This is a genomic window from Staphylococcus arlettae (genome assembly GCF_002902345.1).
GTDB classification, from domain to species: Bacteria; Bacillota; Bacilli; order Staphylococcales; family Staphylococcaceae; genus Staphylococcus; species Staphylococcus arlettae.
Window position 1 is genome coordinate 28,896 of record NZ_PPQB01000018.1, and the last position, 20,444, is coordinate 49,339.

Annotated in this window: 21 protein-coding genes and 2 pseudogenes; 14 read left to right on the top strand and 9 right to left on the bottom strand. The window is 31.5% G+C overall.

The annotated features are described in order from the left end of the window. Positions 1-67: 67 nt before the first annotated feature. Positions 68-1,672, bottom strand: coding sequence for an amidohydrolase (locus CD036_RS08390; protein ID WP_103388424.1), 1,605 nt, complete (start codon positions 1,670-1,672; stop codon positions 68-70). A gap of 242 nt (positions 1,673-1,914) precedes the next feature. Here CD036_RS08390 and CD036_RS08395 point away from each other — a divergent pair, with 242 nt between their 5' ends. From CD036_RS08395 to CD036_RS08405, 3 genes are all read left to right on the top strand, one after another. After that, positions 1,915-3,096, top strand: a complete 1,182-nt coding sequence (locus CD036_RS08395; protein ID WP_103388425.1) for a YhgE/Pip domain-containing protein — start codon at positions 1,915-1,917, stop codon at positions 3,094-3,096. Positions 3,097-3,154: 58 nt separating this feature from the next. Then, positions 3,155-3,694 carry a PadR family transcriptional regulator gene (locus CD036_RS08400; protein WP_039069762.1) on the top strand — a complete coding sequence of 180 codons (540 nt, stop codon included), beginning with the start codon at positions 3,155-3,157 and terminating at the stop codon, positions 3,692-3,694. A 61-nt stretch (positions 3,695-3,755) separates the two neighbouring features. Beyond that, complete coding sequence (locus tag CD036_RS08405) at positions 3,756-5,219, top strand: APC family permease (RefSeq protein WP_103388426.1); 1,464 nt, start codon at positions 3,756-3,758, stop codon at positions 5,217-5,219. A gap of 120 nt (positions 5,220-5,339) precedes the next feature. Here CD036_RS08405 and CD036_RS08410 read toward each other — a convergent pair whose 3' ends face one another. Genes CD036_RS08410 through CD036_RS08425 form a run of 4 tightly spaced genes read right to left on the bottom strand, consistent with a single transcriptional unit; the run spans position 5,340 to position 8,626 of the window. Next, positions 5,340-6,101 carry a glucose 1-dehydrogenase gene (locus CD036_RS08410; protein WP_039069760.1) on the bottom strand — a complete coding sequence of 254 codons (762 nt, stop codon included), beginning with the start codon at positions 6,099-6,101 and terminating at the stop codon, positions 5,340-5,342. A gap of 25 nt (positions 6,102-6,126) precedes the next feature. Continuing rightward, entirely contained in the window at positions 6,127-6,882 is a 756-nt protein-coding gene (locus tag CD036_RS08415) for an SDR family NAD(P)-dependent oxidoreductase (protein WP_103388427.1), read from the bottom strand. Then, complete coding sequence (locus CD036_RS08420) at positions 6,875-8,155, bottom strand: MFS transporter (protein WP_103388428.1); 1,281 nt, start codon at positions 8,153-8,155, stop codon at positions 6,875-6,877. The genes CD036_RS08415 and CD036_RS08420 overlap by 8 nt, the downstream gene beginning before the upstream one ends. A gap of 27 nt (positions 8,156-8,182) precedes the next feature. Further along, complete coding sequence (locus tag CD036_RS08425) at positions 8,183-8,626, bottom strand: MarR family winged helix-turn-helix transcriptional regulator (protein WP_039069757.1); 444 nt, start codon at positions 8,624-8,626, stop codon at positions 8,183-8,185. A 151-nt stretch (positions 8,627-8,777) separates the two neighbouring features. On the opposite strand from CD036_RS08425, the gene CD036_RS08430 reads away from it, so the two are divergent. After that, a complete protein-coding gene (locus tag CD036_RS08430) occupies positions 8,778-9,221 on the top strand; it encodes a GNAT family N-acetyltransferase (protein WP_103388429.1) in 444 nt (147 codons plus the stop codon). Positions 9,222-9,289: 68 nt separating this feature from the next. Continuing rightward, positions 9,290-10,024: an SDR family NAD(P)-dependent oxidoreductase gene (locus CD036_RS08435; protein WP_103388430.1), complete on the top strand. Its 735-nt coding sequence runs from the start codon at positions 9,290-9,292 to the stop codon at positions 10,022-10,024. Positions 10,025-10,160: 136 nt separating this feature from the next. On the opposite strand, the gene CD036_RS13035 is transcribed toward CD036_RS08435, so the two are convergent. Together CD036_RS13035 and CD036_RS08440 are read right to left on the bottom strand one after the other, a co-directional pair. Continuing rightward, positions 10,161-10,256: a type I toxin-antitoxin system Fst family toxin gene (locus CD036_RS13035; RefSeq protein ID WP_107617563.1), complete on the bottom strand. Its 96-nt coding sequence runs from the start codon at positions 10,254-10,256 to the stop codon at positions 10,161-10,163. Positions 10,257-11,136: 880 nt separating this feature from the next. Then, on the bottom strand, positions 11,137-11,703 hold the full coding sequence (locus CD036_RS08440) for a GNAT family N-acetyltransferase (protein ID WP_021459886.1): 567 nt from the start codon (positions 11,701-11,703) through the stop codon (positions 11,137-11,139). A 294-nt stretch (positions 11,704-11,997) separates the two neighbouring features. Here CD036_RS08440 and CD036_RS08445 point away from each other — a divergent pair, with 294 nt between their 5' ends. Next, entirely contained in the window at positions 11,998-12,306 is a 309-nt protein-coding gene (locus tag CD036_RS08445) for a DUF2089 family protein (RefSeq protein ID WP_232190796.1), read from the top strand. A gap of 2 nt (positions 12,307-12,308) precedes the next feature. Beyond that, complete coding sequence (locus tag CD036_RS08450) at positions 12,309-12,605, top strand: hypothetical protein (RefSeq protein ID WP_021459884.1); 297 nt, start codon at positions 12,309-12,311, stop codon at positions 12,603-12,605. A gap of 230 nt (positions 12,606-12,835) precedes the next feature. Here the strand turns inward: CD036_RS08450 and CD036_RS08455 are convergent. Next, positions 12,836-12,928 (bottom strand): annotated as a pseudogene (locus CD036_RS08455) (helix-turn-helix domain-containing protein); the annotation flags it as partial. Positions 12,929-12,981: 53 nt separating this feature from the next. Between CD036_RS08455 and CD036_RS13385 the strand changes: the two are divergent. Both CD036_RS13385 and CD036_RS08465 read left to right on the top strand, forming a co-directional pair. Continuing rightward, a pseudogene (locus CD036_RS13385) lies at positions 12,982-13,236 on the top strand (hypothetical protein); the annotation flags it as partial. Between the two features lie 4 nt (positions 13,237-13,240). Continuing rightward, the gene (locus CD036_RS08465) at positions 13,241-13,426 is read left to right on the top strand and encodes a helix-turn-helix transcriptional regulator (RefSeq protein WP_021459883.1); all 186 of its coding nucleotides are present in this window, start codon (positions 13,241-13,243) and stop codon (positions 13,424-13,426) included. Between the two features lie 75 nt (positions 13,427-13,501). Here CD036_RS08465 and CD036_RS08470 read toward each other — a convergent pair whose 3' ends face one another. Then, positions 13,502-13,852 (bottom strand): LysR family transcriptional regulator substrate-binding protein, encoded by a 351-nt coding sequence (locus tag CD036_RS08470; RefSeq protein ID WP_021459882.1) that lies wholly within the window; start codon positions 13,850-13,852, stop codon positions 13,502-13,504. A 498-nt stretch (positions 13,853-14,350) separates the two neighbouring features. On the opposite strand from CD036_RS08470, the gene CD036_RS08480 reads away from it, so the two are divergent. From CD036_RS08480 to CD036_RS08500, 5 genes are all read left to right on the top strand, one after another. After that, positions 14,351-15,253: a PhzF family phenazine biosynthesis isomerase gene (locus CD036_RS08480; RefSeq protein WP_103388432.1), complete on the top strand. Its 903-nt coding sequence runs from the start codon at positions 14,351-14,353 to the stop codon at positions 15,251-15,253. 222 nt (positions 15,254-15,475) lie between these two features. After that, positions 15,476-17,023, top strand: a complete 1,548-nt coding sequence (locus CD036_RS08485) for a BCCT family transporter (RefSeq protein WP_103388476.1) — start codon at positions 15,476-15,478, stop codon at positions 17,021-17,023. A 282-nt stretch (positions 17,024-17,305) separates the two neighbouring features. After that, complete coding sequence (locus CD036_RS08490) at positions 17,306-18,286, top strand: tripartite tricarboxylate transporter substrate binding protein (RefSeq protein WP_103388433.1); 981 nt, start codon at positions 17,306-17,308, stop codon at positions 18,284-18,286. A 12-nt stretch (positions 18,287-18,298) separates the two neighbouring features. After that, a complete protein-coding gene (locus CD036_RS08495) occupies positions 18,299-18,742 on the top strand; it encodes a tripartite tricarboxylate transporter TctB family protein (protein ID WP_103388434.1) in 444 nt (147 codons plus the stop codon). Between the two features lie 14 nt (positions 18,743-18,756). Next, the gene (locus tag CD036_RS08500; protein WP_172606427.1) at positions 18,757-20,253 is read left to right on the top strand and encodes a tripartite tricarboxylate transporter permease; all 1,497 of its coding nucleotides are present in this window, start codon (positions 18,757-18,759) and stop codon (positions 20,251-20,253) included. Positions 20,254-20,444 lie beyond the last annotated feature (191 nt).

The following is a 20,444-nucleotide window of genomic DNA, read 5'->3' on the forward strand; positions in this document are numbered from 1 at the left end:
CGACGACTTTTATATTATATCATTTGTAAATACATAAGCATATGTACTTCCGATAAGTTGAAATATGTTAAATAGAATATACGACCTCACTGTTACATATGGTCATTTCAATTAAATCATCATTCAATACTACATCATCATTAAGTGGGTTTTGATTTAAAATTACAAAATCAGCTACATTGCCTTCTTTGATAGACCCTTCATAGGCATGAGTATTATTCAATTTAGCAGCATCTATAGTCATTTTTTTATATGCTTCACTACGTGTTAAACGTTGGTTTTCACCTAAAACTTTCCCGTTTTTTGTGATCCTATTAACTGCAATTTGAATTGATTCTAAAGGAGAAATAGGTGTAACAGGTGCATCTGTATGAATTGTGAATATCATATTTGCATCTTCAGCCCATCTTAATGGATTTAAATTTTGTGCTTTCTCTTCACCTAAAAATACATCACGATGTAAATCTCCAAAATAATATACGTGATTGATAAAGAAAGAACCACCAATGTTGTGTTCAGCCATTTCTTTAATATCATCCTGTGTGACTGTTTGTAGATGTTCAATACGATTTAATAAAGGGTTTTTTTTATAATCAGCTGTAGATTTATAAGCGTTAATGACTGCCTTAGCAGCAAAATCACCATTAGCATGCGTCACGATATTAAATCCTAATTTTTGAAAATGTTTAAATATATCAATTAATTTGTTGTTACTCATTAATGGTGCAGGCGCTTCACTGCCATCCAAGTATTTATTACGAATTGATGCAGTTTGTAATTGTATAGAGCCATCGCTAAAACATTTAACTCCACCTAAATGTCCCATACCATTACTTATATTATTTAACTTTTCTTCAATTTCGTTAGCATGAATATTTTTTAAATTGTGATTTTGCTCTAATAACTCATGACTTAACATCCAACGTGTGCGAATTCTCTGAGGAGACTCCAAAAATTTAAGTACTCCCTCATAATCTATATATCCTCTACTACCAATTAATAAATCAGATGTACTAGTTATACCACTTTTAACATAGTCATCTACAGCTAAATTCATTGTATAGATAGTATCTTCTGGTTTAGCCTCAGGCAAAACACGTTGTAATTTTGCAGTTGCTGGAATTTCAATTAATACACCATTAACTTTGCCATGTTGGTCACGCTCATAGTAGCCACCCTCAGGATCTGGGTCATCCAAACTAACCCCCATATATTCTAAAGCTTTTGTATTAACAGTAGCCATATGCCCTGAATAGTGCATAACGCATATAGCAATATCTTCTGAAATTTTATCTAAATCAAAGCGATTAGGATGTCTTTGTTCTTCTAATGATTTTTCATTATAACCGAAGCCCATAACCCAACCCTTTTTGTATAAATTTTCTTTTTGTACTTTGAATTGCTGAATTAATTCATCTATATTAGAAATTTTATTTGCAGAACAATCTACCATTGTTTTTGTAGTACCATATGCTGTGGGATGACTATGAGTGTCAATAAAACCAGGTGTAATCCATTTTTCTTCTAAATCAAGTGCCTCATTATCTTTTATAATTGAATCTTGGGAGATAATTTGATCAATATACCCATCTTTTAAATACAATGTAGCAAGATAAGGCTTGTTATCTATCATATCTAAAATATTTGCATTAACTATCTTTGAAATTTCCATTTATAAAACCTCCTATTTTTTTACTATTAGAAACTCATTGAATACCTTATTCTTAAAACAAAAATTTTTCAACATTTTGTAATTTACTATTTACACTAATACCGAAAAGCTATGCTGAAAAATTTATTGTTTTAATATATTGAGTCTTATTTTTGCATTTTAAAAATTTAATCTGTAATATTGCTAAGTGTTTTAATCAAAGTACTTTTAAAAAAGTATAATTATGAAAGGAAAAAATATAATTGAAATTCAAAGAATTTATAAAAACAAAAGGTGCTAAAGGAGCAATATTTATGGGTATCTTTTATGCATTAGTAATGTTAGCTATCTTTTTGCCAGGATATAAAGCTATGCCTGAAAATATTGATAAACTTCCTATCGCTATTATTAATGATGATAAAGGGAGTTATGGAGACCAAATTTCAAAGCAGTTAAATAAAAGCTTACCGTTTGATAATATTAATAAAAACATTACTTACATAGAAGCAAATAAAAAACTAATGCATAATAAGTTAAACCTTATAATTCATATCCCTAAAGACTTTTCAAAAAATTTAAGCTCTAAAAAAGACACTCCTGGATTAAATTTTAAAATAAACGATGCATCTCCCACAATGATCAGTCAATCAATGGATTCAATTGGCAAAGAAATCAATAATCAATTAAGTAATCAATTTTCTAACCAAACTGCTAACGCAGGATTAAAACAGATAAAAATCCCAGAAAAACAAGTGCATGGATTAATTAATCAAATTAATAATTCATATTCTGGTGACATTTCTCATGTTAATCAAATGTCACCAAACATGAATTATAAAATGTTGCCTATGTTTTTAACATTAGCTGTTTATATCGGAGCAATGATTGGTGCCATGCAATTAGTTAGTGCGTTTAAAGAAAATCGCCACAAAACTAGTAACATAAGATTATTTGTTTATGTTCAATTGACTGCGATAATAATTGGATTGGCAGCGTCTTTAATTGCGTTAGGAATTACATATCTAGTTAACGACTTAGATATTAGTAACTTTTTTAGTATTTTTGCTCAATCAACGTTAAACTATTGGGTTTCCTTTAACTTTACTGCAATAATAGTATTTTTAATTGGGCCAACAGGTATGATTGTAAATATACCTATTTTATTAATACAAACAATCTCGAATGGTGCCACAATGAGTCGTGACATGATGCCTACTTTATATAATTGGATGAGTTACATTTCCCCGATGTATTATTCTGTTCAAGGACATTTTGCAAATATTTTTGGCAACATTTCACAAATGCCCTATATTTTCTCAATGATAGCTATTGGTTTAGTGTCAATGTTAATTAATATCGCTATCATAACTTTTGCTTCTAAAAAAGAAAGCACAGAAATCGTTCAAAATGATAAAAATTCAACTCCAATAATGGAAAGGCAATAAGAAAGTTGTTAATTATACTAAATTAATCTAACTAGCAAATTATAAAGGAGGATGCAAAATGTCTATTCAAATATTTATATTAAGTAAATTAATGGAAAAAAACACTTATCCTTATTTACTTAAAAAAGAATTATCTGAACCAATACCTTATGACAAAATGAGCGATTTAACGGAAAATAAACTTTATTATCATTTTGAAAAATTATCGAAAAAAGAGTTTATTGAAGTAGTAGAAACAATCAAAGAAGAAAACCGTCCAGATAAACAAGTGTTTAAAATTACTGAACAAGGTAAGGAAAATTTGCCAAACATGATGTACAAATTATTTGAAAATGCAAATGAAATTGAGGAAATATATGTTGGTATTGCATATCTTAAATACGTTGATCGTAAAAAAGTTGTTACTATATTGGAAAATAAAGTCCAAGATTTCAAATATAGTTTGAAACAATCAAAAGAATTTTTAAAAAAATATGAAACAGTATCTAAAAATGAAGAACTTTTAAATTTTATGTGGGATTATTTCAACTCAAAATTAACATATAAAATTAACTTTTTAGAAAAAATAATAGAAACAATTAAAAATAGGGATATCTAATTTTTATTATTTATAGAATATTAGTTTAATCATAAAATTTAATTACATGGAGTGAATTTTAATGGAGGATATTAAAATAAACAGGGGAGACTTAAAACACAATCTTTCGGAAAAATTTGTATGGGCAATTGCTTATGGCTCTTGTATAGGATGGGGAGCTTTTATTCTTCCTGGAGATTGGTTGAGTAAGTCAGGTTCTATATCGTCTATGATAGGTATCACAATTGGAGCCCTCCTGATGATATTAATAGCAGTTAGCTATGGAGCTTTAGTTGAGCGTTTCCCTGTTTCAGGAGGCGCGTTTGCTTTTAGTTTTTTAGGTTTTGGACGATATGTAAGTTTCTTCTCTTCCTGGTTTTTAACTTTTGGTTATATTTGTGTGGTTGCACTAAATGCTACAGCTTTTAGTTTGTTAGTTAAATTTTTAATACCAGGCGTTTTAAAAATAGGTAAATTGTATACAATTGCGGGTTGGGATGTATATATTACTGAAATTTTAATCGCCTCTGTATTATTAATTGTTTTTATGTTCATTACCATTAAAGGAGCTAGTGTATCAGGATCATTACAATATTATTTTTGTATAGCTATTATTATAACTATTTTATTATTATTTTTTAGTTCCTTATTTAGCCATAGTTTTTCATTTGAAGGATTAAAACCATTAACAAATGAATCTCAAGGCTGGTTTGGTTCTATAATTATGATGGTGGCCGTGGCCCCATGGGCATATATAGGATTTGATAATATACCACAAACAGCAGAAGAGTTTAATTTCCCTCCAAATAAAACTTTTAAATTAATTGTTTATAGTTTACTTGCTGCTGCTTTAACTTATGTTATTATGCTACTATTTACAGGGTGGCTAAGTTCAAATTCGGATCATTTAAATGCTGACTTATGGCTAACAGGGGCAGTAACTCAAAATGCATTTGGCAATATAGGTTTAGCATTATTAGCAATTGCTATAATTATGGGGATATTCACTGGTCTAAATGGTTTTTTGATGAGTTCAAGTCGTTTGTTATTTTCAATGGGACGTTCAGGTATTATGCCAAAAATATTCGGTAAATTACACTCTAAATATAAAACGCCATATGTAGCTATAATATTCTTAGTTACTATTACTTTAATCGCACCTTGGTTAGGTAGAACAGCGTTAAATTGGATTGTAGATATGTCCTCTACAGGCGTATCTATTGCCTATTTTATTACGTGTTTATCAGCAATGAAATTATTTAGTTATAAAAAATCAAGTAATTCATATGCACCTGTTTATAAAACATTTGCTATTTTAGGATCATTTGTATCTTTTGTTTTTTTATTATTACTATTAATTCCTGGTTCTCCTGCTTCTTTATCCATGCCTTCATATATTGCATTAGGGGCTTGGGCAATTATAGGATTAATATTCTTTGTAGTAAGGTACCCGAAATTAAAATACATTGATGGAGATTACTTAAGTAGGATGATTTTAAATCGTAGTGAAGAAGAGATTAATGCTATGATCAATGATAAAAAATAAATTAAAATATCGCTTTCATTTACTATGTCTATTATTGACATAATATTTTTAGCAATATTAATGAGACCCTTAACTAATTCTTTAGTTAAGGGTCTCATTATCAGTTTATATTTATTAAATTTATTCTGCAGTTTCTCCACCATCAACAGGTAGATTAATACCTGTAATAAAAGAAGCCTGGTCAGAACATAACCAAACCGCAGCACTTGCTTGTTCATTTGGTATTCCCATACGTCCCATCGGAATACCAGATTCAAAAGCTTTCGCTTGATCTTCAGCATCTTGACTCCAACTTTCTACGGCTGCTGTTTTTGTCATACCAGGACAGATTGAATTAATGCGTATATTTTGTTTGCCAAATTCTAATGCTGCACTTTTAGTTAACCCATTAACACCGTGTTTAGCAGAAATATAAGGCGTTAAACCAGGTGTTCCAACTAAACCACCTGTAGATGCTGTATTAACAATTGCACCTCCACCAGATTCAAGCATAGCTGGTATTTCGTGTTTTAAGCATAAAAATGTACCTGTTAAAGTAACATCTATTACACGTTGCCAACGCTCTGTGTCAATTTCTGTTACTGGAGCCGTTGGGGCACCTACTCCTGCATTATTATGCGCCCAATCTAATCGTCCAAATTTCTCAATAGTTTGATCTATTAGATTTTTCACTTCTTCTTCTTTACCAACGTTACACTTAATAAAGTGTGCTTCTCCATCTTGTTCCTCAATGAGTCTCACAGTTTCATACCCTGCATCTTCAGAAATATCTGAAACAACAACTTTTGCTCCTGCTTTCGCAAAGGCAATAGCACTGGCTCTACCAATCCCATTACCTGCTGCGGTTACAATACCAACTTTACTATCCATTAATTTATTCATAATTTTTCTCCCTTTCTTTATATGTTTAATATAGTTTAATACTACCGCCGTCTACCATTACGGTTTGTCCAGTAATATATTGAGCATCTTTACTTCTTAGAAATACAGCGACCGGTCCAATGTCTTTTTCAACGTCTCCAAATTTTTGTAGTGGAATACCTTGGATAACTTGGTTATAATATTCTGGGTTATCTTTTCTCCATTGATCAACACCTTCAGAATAAGCAATAGGGGAAATCACATTAGCATTGATACCAAATTCTCCAAACTCATTTGCAATAACACGAGTTATGCCACGAATAGCCTCTTTAGCAACAACATAAGACCCTTGATTTTTGTCTCCTTTTACAGCTGCGCCAGAACCAAAGTTTATAATGTTCCCTTGTGTTTCTTTTAAATGAGGAATCACCATTTGGCATAAATAAAATGTCGCATAAAATCCTGTATTGAATGATAAATCTAAATCTTCTTCAGTAATATCTAAAAAGTTATTCATACGAGACGCATGGGCATTGTTAATTAATATATCTATTTGTCCATATGTTTGAATAGTTTGATCCACACAAGATTTTAATGACTCTTTATTACTTAAATCTGTTTTGATAAATAAAGTTTCATATCCTTGTTTGTTTAATTCTGTACTTAACGTTCGACCTTTCTCTTCAGCGATGTCAGCAATAACAACTTTAGCATTTTCTTTAACATAGGCTCTTACAATCCCAGACCCAATGCCTCCTGCGCCACCCGTTACAATAGCAATTTTATTATCTAATCTAGTCATTTAAATCACCTTTCTTTCTAGAATTCCAATATCCTTCTTTAACAAGTTTTTCTTTATTTTTAAAAGCCAAAATAATAGCAATGATATTAGCCAAAAATAGTAAAACAATAATAATAAGGCCCGTTGTATAGCTGCCTGAAATATCATATATAAATCCATAAGCTGGTAAAGCCACAATAGATGCAAGAGCTAAGCCAATTGATGAAGTGGAATAAATTTGACTATAGTCCTTACTTCCAAATAATGCCGAAGCCATTGCTGGTGCTATTGTTCCAATCGATGAAGTGAACATACCAAATAAGAATAAAGCAACAGCTACGATCACAATAAAACTAGGCATAGCAATCAATAAAATAATGGCGATTAGGCCTAGTGTCATAGCCAATAAACCTACTTTTTTTGCGCCAATCTTGTCTGTTAGATAACCAAATACAAGTGAACCTACAAAAACCCCTACCATAAGTGCAGACATCATAGCTCCAGCAATACTAACTTTTTGTCCATGGTTAACAAGGTAAGTAGGAACGTGCATTGTAAAGCTCGATATAGCAGTAATAATGAAGAAAAAGAGGCCTAATAAGAAAAATGCTGGTGTTTTTTTGGCCGTAGTATATGCAATACCTTCAATGCTTTGTGTTTTTTTATGAGAATCTATACCGGCGCTTGTATCTTCATAAGCTTTTGTATTTTTATCCTTAGGAAAATTACGGATTAATAATAAAATGATAGGCGCAACAATAATAAGGACACCTATACCTGTAATAAAATATGTATTTCTCCAACCAAATTGACTAATTAAAGTACCTATAATAGGTTGCGCAAATACACCCAGTAATCCCCCAATCGCTGATAAAATACCAAGCGCAATCCCTTTACCTTTACTAAACCATCTTTCAATTAAAACAGGGCCACCTATTACGGTAATGAAAACACCACCAATAGCGAGTGGTATGGCTAAAAGATACCATTCCCAAACTGAGTTCATTAAACCAAATAAAGCGAACGCGCCTGCTTGTAAAACAATAGCAAAAAATAATACTAACCGTGCACTATATTTAGATAATAGTTTTCCTCCAAACGGAAGAAACAGCAGGGTCACAATCGAAGAAACACTTAAATAAATCGTTAAACTCCCTACGCCTACATTTAAATCTTGGGACACAGGGGATAAAAATAAACCTGCTGAATTATTTAACGCTGCTTTACCTAATCCTACAGAAACACAGAGCCCTATTAATATTAACCACGCAAAATGTAACCTTTCTTTATGCATTTAAGCCACCTCTAAAATTTAAAATATTTATCTGCTTTCTGTATTTAGATATTTTACACGTTCAAATAATTTCTTTTGTATGCTTAGTAGTTGCTCAACTTCTTCGGTATTTAAAACAGAATAAACTTCATTTCTCATGTTTCGCCCTTGCTTTTGGGCTTCTTCTAAAACATCTAATCCTTGATCAGTGATTGTAATTAAAATAACACGTCGATCATTTTCTTGTTGCTCTCTAACTATATAGCCTTCCTTTACAAGTTTATTCGTTAATTTAGTAATAGCTCCTGAAGTATAGCCTAGAGAAAGTGCAAGAGACGAAGGTTTCTGTGGGCCCTTCTCTTTTAATTTAGATAAAGCCAAGATTTGTGAAATGTTAACGTTCATATCAAATTTTTTCATAAAAAGTGTCATTGTAGCGTCATTAAACAGTTCAACATTATGAATCAATTCAAAAAAATTATTTTTTTCCATAATTGCTCCTTTCCCAAAAATTACTACGATACTAATATACCAGTAATTATCTTTCTGGTAAAATATTTGATAGTATAATAAATACCTACTTTTTTATAAATTGAAAATAAGCTCAAAGATAATAATTTTAGGGAAAAGACGAGGAGGAATTATGAGTATTTATATAGAAAGTGTTGATTCATTTAATATAAATGAAGTTAAAAATTTAAAAATAGCTAAGAAACAATTTCATTTTATAGAAACAATAACGGATTGTTTGAACGAAGCAATGAAATCTTCACAGTGGCATCCAATAGCAATTTATAAAGGTAATATTGTCGTTGGTTTTGCGATTTATGGTTGCTTTGGAGAAAACAAAGAAACTTGGATTGATCGAATTCTTATTGATGAACAACATCAACGTAAAGGCTACGGTCGAGAAGCTATGAAATTGCTGATAAATTTAGTTTTAAATAAATATGATATAAACACAATCTATTTAAGTATTGTTAGAAACAATGATATTGCAAGAGCGTTATATGAAGAGTTAGGTTTTCGTTATACATCAATAGATGATTTAAATGGTGAATTAATATTTAAGTATAATAAACATTAATTGTCACTGTAGTGTTTAGTAGCTAAGATTCATAACATAAATTAAACCAAATAAGGAGTGCATAAAAAATGAAAAGATTAAAAGATAAAGTTGTAATTATTACTGGAGCAGCACAAGGTATGGGCAAAATGCATGCTGAAAAAGCATTAAATGAAGGCGCAAAAGTTGTAATTACTGACATAAACAAAGAACTAGGGTTACAAACTTCACAAACACTTGGAGAAAACGCTATATTTATTCAACATGATGTGGCGAATGAAGAACATTGGAGCAATGTAATAAGCACAGTTATTGAGAAATGGGGGCGTATTGATGTATTGGTTAATAATGCAGGAATTACTTATAGTACACCTTTAGAAGAATTGAGTTTAGCAGCTTATATGAAGATTGTGAATATTAATCAGGTTTCTGTATTTTTAGGCATGAAGACAGTAGCAGAGACTATGAAAGCTCAAAACGCCGGTTCAATTATTAACATATCATCTATGAACGGCTTAGTAGGGGGTGCTATTGGATATACTGATACAAAATTTGCTGTTAGAGGTATGACTAAAGCAGCATCTAGAGAATTATCTCCTTATAATATTCGTGTTAATTCCGTACATCCAGGGGTTATCCAAACCGCTATGTTAGAGCAAGAAGATGTTAAAGAGCAAGTAGAACAATTCAAAAAAACGATTCCCATGAGACGTGTAGCACAAGTAGAAGAAGTATCAAACATGGTTATCTTTTTAGCTTCAGATGAAGCTAGTTATTCTACAGGGGCTGAATTTGTTATTGATGGCGGTTTGACAGCATTGTAATAAAAATGGTTTGAAGAGTTTTGCATTATAACACTATAGTGTTATAATGCAATTAACAAATATATCTGCATTTAATGCACCAAACCCCTCACTATTCCTAGTAGTGAGGGGTTTTTAGTGCGGTTATGTCGCCTATTTACTTATCGTTAAGCTTACGTAACCAATGCGCAAACGGCGCAACGATAAAACCACTGATGACTGTGGTCGTGATATGAACAAAGATATCTGTCATTTTTAGCGCCTCCTCTCTACGTCAAATAGACGCCTGAGAGATAGGCAACCTCACTATTATATCATCAATAAATATACAAGCATATCCACTTCTGATAAGTTGCGTTATGTATACTGCAACGAATATGTACAACAAAATAAATATGCTTATTCTTATCGCCTTAGCAGTCATTTTAGGTGTTGCAATTCATTACATAAGTGAATCTATTTTCAATCAAATAGAAAAATATCAAAATAAGTAATTTTATAAAGAAGGCGCATTAAAAGATTACTTTATGTATTACATTAACCACTACATGGTTGATTATAAGCATGTGTTACAATGTTATATATTTAAGGCACAAGAAGAAACTCGTTTCAAAAACCACAAAAGTGAGGTCAGTTTATGTTTCTCGAAAAATTAAAATGCAATAAATGTCAAAAAGAAATTAACAACAACGAAAACATCACAATATACACAAATACTAAAAATCTTAATGGAATAACAAATCTAAAAAGTTGGGCTAAACTCCAAAAAGTATTGTGCGAAGCATGCTCAAAATAAAAAATTGCTTTATTGACTTTGACCCTCAGAACCGTTAACTTCAATAAATTTTCATGGTAAAACCGTCCAACCATACCGGTTGAACGCTATAGTTCCTACAGGGGCAAAAATATATAAAAAAAACGCTAGCTTTTTAGCTAACGTCATTAATTTGCTTTTATAAAAACTTCTCTCAAAAACATAATTCTTCCTTAATCACCAATATGTCCTCTACCTCTTTTTACTGCTCTTCGAAAATAAATACCACCACGTAAATGAAGAAATCAAAAACGTTAACACATCAAAATTTCCCATATACCAAAAGGAGGCTTTTTAACACATATAATTAAAATATTAGTTACTCAGAAGAAATACTATTAAAATTTTGCCACTCTTCTCTTAGAATACCCATTTGTATGGCGTCATAGAATTCCCCTTTAACTACTCTTCCTCTACGTATACGAGCCTCTTCTATCATTCCAGATTTACTTGCTACTTTCATCATTCTAATATTACCAGACCATGTTGAAATACCTATTCTATTAGCATTTGTTGCTTTGAAAAGGTAGTCAATCCATTCTTTGAACACTTGAAAGCCAAAGCCTTGTTCCCAATTATTATTTTTGTATATTACAATACCACATTCTAGCCATTTAGATTTCTTATCTTTCCAATATGATGTGACTACACCTAAGAAGTCATTTTCATACTTTATTGCTAAGGTAGATAACGTATTTTTATAAAGATATTTATTTTCTCTATATTTATTTTTGAATTCAATAAATTTAATTTTTTCTTCTTCGATGTATGGTCCATTCCATTCTTTAGCTTTTTGTAAAGGCTCTAAATATTTCCAATAATAATAAATTTTTAAATCATCTTCATTTAACTCTTCTAGAAGTACTTTCTTATTTGTATTTTTCAACTTTAATCTACTCCTACATTATTCATAATTTATTGATAGTATATACTCTTTCTTGAATTAATTAAACATACTAAATTCTATTAGCTTAAGTGCCTGAAATATTAGTTGATGAGAAATATTTGATTTTGAAACGATTAAAAGACTCCTTATTGAAATAAGGGGTCTTTTAACATGTTTTCTGATAAAAATGAGTTATACTGTTTCAGGTGGTTTTTAATAAAACTAATTTAATGTTAAATAATGTTAAAGTTTTTTCGAACAATATTTAGAAGCGTGGTAAATTATGTTTAGGGAGTGAATATATTGAAAAACAATGATAGGCCTAAATGGATGATGAATTTAGAAAAAGAAGATTTTGAATTTGTTAAAAATTTCGTTATTAATTCTGGATCACTAAAAGCACTAACTAAATATTATGAAGTGTCTTATCCAACTGTTCGAAATAGATTAAATAGCGTGATAGAACGAATAAAATCTGCAAAAGATAATGAAGAAAGTTCACTAGTTAATTATATAAGGAAGTTAGCTATCGAAGAAAAATTAGATTTAAATGACGCTAAACAATTATTAGAAATATATAATCATGAAAAGGAGAGTGAGTGAGCTTGAGTAACTTATTAACATTTTTTCCAGCAATCTTATATGCCTTATTATTTGCTATACAGTATTTTTTATCTAAGACAGGAAATAAGATAATAGGTAGTATTGTTCCTCTTTTATTTATAGTAGTATTAGTGGTTCTTTATATGACAGGTAAATTAGGATTAAATATTTGGGGAACTCTTATTTTTGGTGTAATAGGTTTATTATTCTTATTAGGTCAGTGGGATAGTGCTCAAAAAGATAATAAAAAGAAAAAACAAAGAGAATTAGATAAAATGATAGGCAAAGATTTAAAGTAAAAGTTCAGATAACTCTACCAACTTTAACCAAAGTGGTGGGGTTATTTTTGTATTCACTATCGAAATGATTTGTTATTGGGACATAATTTTGAATAGATTATTAGTAAGTTAATTACTTATATAGAAAAAGTTCAAATCACGGCTCTTTTTTCTTGCTTTTTATATTAAAATTTCAAGTTAATCATATACTATGCGATTCAGGACTCTGGACCTCTCCTCTGCATCGTCAATCAATTTATCAAGATAATCCCCTTATCGTGTTTAATTCTATAAATCGTCTGTCTTGTAATATTAACCTCTTTTGCGATCTTACTAATCGATTTGCTTTATTAGGTACAGTATTTCCTTAAAATTTCAAGTCTTCGAATAGAATTTGATAGATAAAAAAGGACCACAGGATCGATACGACGAAAGACAACGTAAAATATTCATTGAAATACTCGCGAAAAGTTTTATTTGGATTATCTATTGCATGTTATTTTCATTATTACTTAGATTTACTGGTTTAACACCTACCCTTAAAAATACTTGGTTTTCTCAATACCCTGAAGTATTCTTTATCATTGCTGTAATACTACTTGTGGCTTTTAATTACTATACTACAAATAAAAAATATACATCCAAAGGGTAAACTAATGAAAAATAAAATTAGAGAATATAGAAAGCAAAACGGTATTTCTCAAGAAGTATTAAGCAAAAAGTTAAATGTCTCTAGACAAACGATTAATGCAATAGAAAACAATAAATATGATCCCACATTAACGTTAGCATTTAAATTGGCAAAGCTATTTGATACAACCGTAGATGAACTATTTTCTTAATCGTTGCTTCATCAAAAAAAGAGTGCAAATATGCACTCTTTTTTGCATGGTTAGGGTGTTCTCTAATTACATTGATTATTCACTTATAGTGCTCCACACTTTTTGCGCTATTTTTTTATTATATGCTATTAATCCAACTTCTCTTGAATAATCTTCCAACTCTTTGCTTAATAGGCTCATATTTTCAACTCGCCCTATTAATGATTGAGGAACGATTGTTATGCCTTGTTCAGCCTTAACATTAGCCAATATAGATTCTAAATCACTTTTGTGTTCAATATTCATTTTAGTCTTAGAAAAATATTTTTGTATAAAAGCTAAAGTATCACATGGTGGATTAAGTATAAGTATCTGCTCGTTCATTAAATCACTAGCATATATATTATCAAATAGTCTTAAGCTACTAGTTTTTGGAAAAACCACCATATAGAACTTAAATTTATCAACACTTCAGACGTAATAAGAGATGGAAAGATAGTTAATGTCTATCATAATGTCATACCTTCTTATGAATTAACAACAACCCATCCAACAAGTTCAAGAATATCTTTAGAGGGCGAACGTACGAAGTCAAACATTAAATTTTATCAAGATATATACAAAATATTTCCTATAGCAACTAGAGCTGAAGATATTGCTTATTATTCATCATTAAAAAGAGAGAAAATCATGCAATTACATAACATATTGACTAAAGAAGGCGTGCTACAGACGCAATAAATATACGACTAAACTATGTATTTTTCACCGTTACTATAACTAAAGACTTCACACCATATTAGGTTTCATTTATTAAGACACTAATTAAATTCCGTTGTAAAAAGTTTGTTTTTATACAATAACTTTTATAGTAACAATTGCAAATAAAAATATATTTCGTTAGCATTTTGATTATAATTTATGCGAAATCACAGGGAGATAATAATGAAATTAGTTCAAGTATATCACTACGATGCATTTAGTAACGAGCCTAACAAAGGAAATCCAGCTGGTATTGTACTAGATGCCAATAATTTAACAGATGCACAACTGCAAAACATTGCATCACGTGTTGGTTTTAATGAAACTGCTTTTATTTGCAAATCTGCGAAAGCAGACTTTAAAATACGCTATTTCACACCTGGTCATGAAATGGATCTTTGTGGTCATGCGACTATTGCAACTATTTATGCTTTAACAACAAAAGGATTAATTGCAAATAAAACTGAGATTACAATCGATACAAATATTGGTGTATTACCTATTAGTATAAGCAAGTCCCCTAGTGGAGAAGCATATATCACTATGCAACATGCACCACCTCAATTTGAAGCGTTTTTAGGCTCTAAAAAGGATTTAGCACAATCATTGGGCATAGCAGAAAACGATATAGATGATGAATTTCCTATTGTATATGGAAGTACTGGAGTGTGGACACTTCTCGTTCCAATAAAATATATTGATATATTTAAAAATATGAAACCTAACAATCAACTATTTCCTTCTATCTTACGGCAAAAACCTAAAGTATCCGTACACCCATTTTGTTTTGAGACTTATAGTCCCAACACAGATATGCACGCAAGACACTTCTCTTCACCCTTTTCAGGAACTATAGAAGACCCTGTTACTGGTACAGCTTCTGGAGTAATGGGCGCATATTTCGCAAAATATATAGAACATTTTGATCGAGGCTCTCAAAAATTTGTTATTGAACAAGGTCAAGAAATTAATAAGGATGGAAAAGTCATTGTCGAAATCGCTACTAATGACAATAACTTTGACGTAAAAATAACTGGGAGCGCTGTTTATGTTAAAGATTTCACTTTAGATTTAGCAAATAATTAACAATTCATAAATTCATACGAAAATGCAGCACAATTATATACCATTTAATGTAAAAACACATTATTATTTTAAAAATTTACATTTTATCACTCTTTGTTTAAATTGCGAACCATTAATTTTCGATTATACTTTGTTTAAGTCTTTATTACATAGTTGAACTAAATTCTCATTATGTTATCCTGTTTCACGTCTTTATAATATTTATTTTTAAGGGATGTGGAAATTATTAAAACAGAAAAACAGTTTTCTAGTGTTTTTGTTTATGCAAGTTCAATTGTAGGATTACTTGTTATTTTAGGTGCTATATTCCCTACAGCATTTGGTGAAATCACAGGGATTATTTCAACTTGGATAACAAAAACATTTGGTTGGTATTATATGTTACTTTACACTGTCATTTTAGGATTTGCAGTGTTCTTAATATTTAGCCCTATTGGCAAATTAACTTTAGGAAAACCTGGGGACAAACCAGAATTCCGCACAGTTTCTTGGTTAGCCATGCTCTTTAGTGCTGGTATGGGGATTGGCCTAGTTTTTTACGGCGCTTCAGAACCAATTGCACATTATTTAGCTCCACCTACGGCCTCTCCAGAAACGAAAGCTGCCATGACAGAAGCATTTAGATCTTCATTTTTAGATTATGGTTTTCATCCATGGGCAGTATATGGCATTGTTGCACTTGGTTTGGCTTATTCACAATTTAGAAAAGGTGAAAATGGATTAATTTCTAGAACTTTACGTCCTATACTAGGTAACAAAGTAGAAGGCCCTCTCGGCGTTACTGTTGATGTATTAGCCGTATTCGCCACTATTATCGGTGTCGCTGTATCATTAGGTATTGGTGCTATACAAATTAACGGTGGCTTAAATTACTTATTCGGTATTCCAAATAATAAAGGGATTCAAGGAATTATTATTTTAGTCGTTACCGTACTGTTCTTATACAGTGCATGGAGTGGGTTGAGCAAAGGAATCCAGTATCTTAGTAATTTAAATATGGTTTTAGCTGGGCTGTTGCTCCTTATTATGTTTATCGTTGGACCAACATTATTTATTTTAAATATGATGACTTCAGGTATCGGTGACTATTTAAATACATTGATTTATAACAGTCTAGATGTTGCTCCACTCAACAAACAAAAATCAGATTGGCTAGAAACATGGACGATTTACTATTGGGGTTGGTGGATGAGCTGGAGTCCTTTCGTAGGTATTTTCATTGCTCGTATTTCTAAAGGACGCACTATCCGAGAATTTTCAGCTGCAGTGTTAGGTGTTCCTGTATTAATAAGCTTTATCTGGTTCAGTACTTTTGGAGCTACAGGTATTAAAGCTGGTCAATCACATAATGCGATTTTTAAAATGCCTCCAGAAACGCAACTATTTGGCATTTTCAATGAAATTCCTTTTAGTATTGTCCTATCTATTATTGCATTAGCACTTATTGCATCATTCTTTATTACATCTGCGGACTCTGCTACATTCGTTTTAGGTATGCAAACATCATATGGCCGATTAAACCCTTCACCTTTCGTCAAAATTGTATGGGGCGTATCTCTATCAGCCATTGCTTACGTACTATTATTAGCTGGTGGTACTACGGGCCTCGATGCATTGCAATCAGCCGCTATTATTTCTGCCTTACCTTTTAGTTTTGTAGTTATTTTAATGATGATTGCCTTCTATAAAGATGCTAACCGAGAACGAAAATATCTTGGTATCGAATTACAAGCTAAACGACAATATCGTAAAGAGACTATAAATAAATAATTTTCAATTGATACAAAGCCTAGAACAAATTAATTTGTTCTAGGCTTTGTTCATTGCACTCTTAATACTCACTAGCGTGTTATTACATTAAATACAAGCATTTCCTCTATCTCTAATCAACCTTAACAAGACAATACTAGCTGTTCAGCATCCCCCATTGCTTTCACACTATTACATATTCTTTTAGAAAATAAAAATATTATTATCTATTGAATTTATAGAATATTCTGATAATATTTAATATAGTTTGCAAACGCTTTCAATAAAAAGGGGGGAGTTTTTTTGAAAAAATTATTATGTCTTATTCTAAGTACATTTTTAATCTTATCGTCTTGTAGTAATGAAAATGATAAAGATGCCCCGAAGGCTAAATTTCCAAATGAAACAGTGGAAATTGTCGCACCTGCATCTCCCGGTGGCGGCTGGGATACTACTGCAAGAGCTATTCAAAAAATTATGATTGACGAAAACCTAACCACACAAAATGTTAATGTAATTAACAAACCTGGTGGCGGTGGTGAAGTTGGTTGGCAATATTTAAAATCACGTAATCCTAATACTATTGCTATTAACTCAAGCTTATTATTATCTAATAATGAATTAGATTTAAGTGATTTAAGTACTGAAAGTTTCACACCTATTGCCATAATGGCAACTGAATGGATTAGTTTAACCGCTTCAAAACAATCCAATCTACAATCTGGTAAACAAGTGATGGATAAATTAAAAAAAGATCCTGAATCGTTAACAATTGGGGTAGCTCCAGGTTTAGGTAATAATGATCACTTAGCTTTTGTTCAAGCTGCTAAAGCATCTGGTGTAGATGTCGATAAATTAGACTTTCTAGTTTATAAAAGTGGAGGCGATTTACAAACAGCTTTACTCGGAGGACACGTTGACGTCGCTTCCACAGCAGTATCAGAAGTTAAAGAACAGCATCAAACAGGTAAACTTAAAATGCTTGCAGTGACATCGGATAAGCCAGTAAAAGGAATTGAAGATGTCCCTACTTGGAAAGAACAAGGATTAGATATCGTTTTCCCTCATTGGCGTGGAGTTATGGGACCGAAAAATATGAGTCCTGAACAACGACAATATTGGGATAAAACAATGAAAAAAGTTGTTAAATCTGACAATTGGCAAAAGATTCGTCGCAATAATGATTGGGATAATTTCTATAAAAATAGTGAAGAAAGCGAACTATTTTTAAAAGAACAACGTAAAAAATATAAAAACCTTGTAGAAGATTCCGGATTAAAATAAAGGAGGTATTTTATGGCTAGACTCATTTTTCCCATAATTTTATTGCTATTTGGCTTAGTTTACCTTATTTTCACGTTAAATCTACCTAAATCTAATATAGGTGATCCAAATAGTCCAATGTATTTCCCATTACTTATCGCCAGCTTACTCATTGTTATGAGTGCTATTTACTTTATTCAAGAATTACGTAAAAGAAGTGAAAATTTTACCGCTTTTGCACAATTACTAGAACGTGCAACGTTGCTAAGAATTATTTTCACGATTGTCTTCGCCCTAGTTTATGCACTGCTTTTTGAGCCACTTGGCTTTTTAATCTCAACGATTTTATTTTTAGGAGCTGTGTTATTTTTAATTAATGGCTTTAAGCATTGGTTTCAAAACATATTAGTGACCATTATATTTTCAGCAATTGCTTGGTACACATTTTCACAATTACTCGATGTTAGCTTACCTTAAAGGAGGACTAAAATATGGGGATAGATATGAATAGTTTTATGGAAGGCTTATCGACAGCCTTACACCCAATGAATATTTTATGGGTACTTATTGGAGGCTTTTTAGGCACTGTAGTAGGTATGTTACCTGGTTTAGGTCCAGCAACAGCAGTTGCGGTGTTGATACCTGTAACATTTGGTATGGAACCTGTAAGTGCCTTAATATTAATGATTTCCATTTACTATGGCGCCATGTATGGTGGCTCTCGTAGTTCCATTTTGCTTAATACACCTGGTGATGGTTCTGCTATAGCAGCCACATTTGATGGTTATCCAATGACTAAAAATGGAGAAGCTGGAAAAGCTTTAACTATTTCTGCCATAGCATCATTATTTGGCGGTATCGCTGCAGTATTTGGTTTTATTCTACTAGCAAAACCACTTTCGAATTTCGCTTTAGAGTTTGGTCCACGAGAATACTTTTTATTATTTTTGTTTACTCTGTCTGCCATCGTCACATTATCATTAGGTAAAATGGTCAAAGGTTTTATAGCTATGGCCATAGGTTTAATGATTAGTACGGTAGGTGTAGATTTACAAACAAGTATCTATCGATTTACTTTTGATATTCCACACTTAAGTGAAGGCATTGACTTTTTAGTAGTTATTATAGGCGTCTATGCTGTAGCCGAGGTATTGTATAACTACTTAAATTTACACGCTTTAAAGCCGCCAAAAGCAGATGTCGGCTCAATGAAATTATCTAAAAAAGACTGGAAACAAACACGTATGGCTATGTTGCGTCAAAGTCCAATTGGTTTTATCATCGGTGTCTTACCTGGTGCTGGTGGATCAATCGCAGCATTATTAAGCTATTCTACAGAAAAACAAATTTCTAAAAATGGCAAAAATTTCGGTAAAGGGCAAATTGAAGGAGTAGCAGCACCTGAAGCTTCCAATAATGCGGCTTCAGTAGGTGCATTGATTCCATTACTGACGATGGGTGTCCCTGGATCAGGAACAACTGCCGTTATTCTTGGGGCTGTTATCATGTTAGGTTTGCAGCCAGGCCCGCTATTGTTTGAAAATGAACCTGAAACAATCTGGACATTAGTTAACAGTATGTTTATCGGGAATATCTTTTTAGTTATTTTGAATATAGCACTCATCGGCTTATTACTAAAAATTTTACGGACACCACCCAAGATTTTATATCCAATCATTTTGGTACTCGCTTTTGTAGGTACATATACATTAGGTTATAGCGTAACTGATTTTTATATTTTAATTATTTTCGGTATTATTGGCTTAGTATTAAAGTTACTAGATTTCCCTATTGCTCCATTAATTTTATCAGCTATTGTCGGTTCAGATATGGAGCAAAACTTTCGTAAGAGTTTAATCGTTAGTAATAACAATGTTGGTGATATATTCTTAGGCTCACCTATTAGCGTAGTATTAACCTTAATGACTATTCTTGCTTTATTTTATCCACTCATTTTAAAAGGATTTAAAAAATTGAGAGCTAAATAGTTAATATAGAAACTAAAATTGTACAAGTTAAGGTATGAAGCAAATTACACTATAACCATTAATCTGGCTACTAAATAACTCATGATGATAAGCATGTGAGTACCCTACTTTTACTTTTATTTTAAAGTTCATTTGTCGGTACACTGCAAAATAGCCTCTTAGGTTATTCATTTTTATCAATATATTCATAA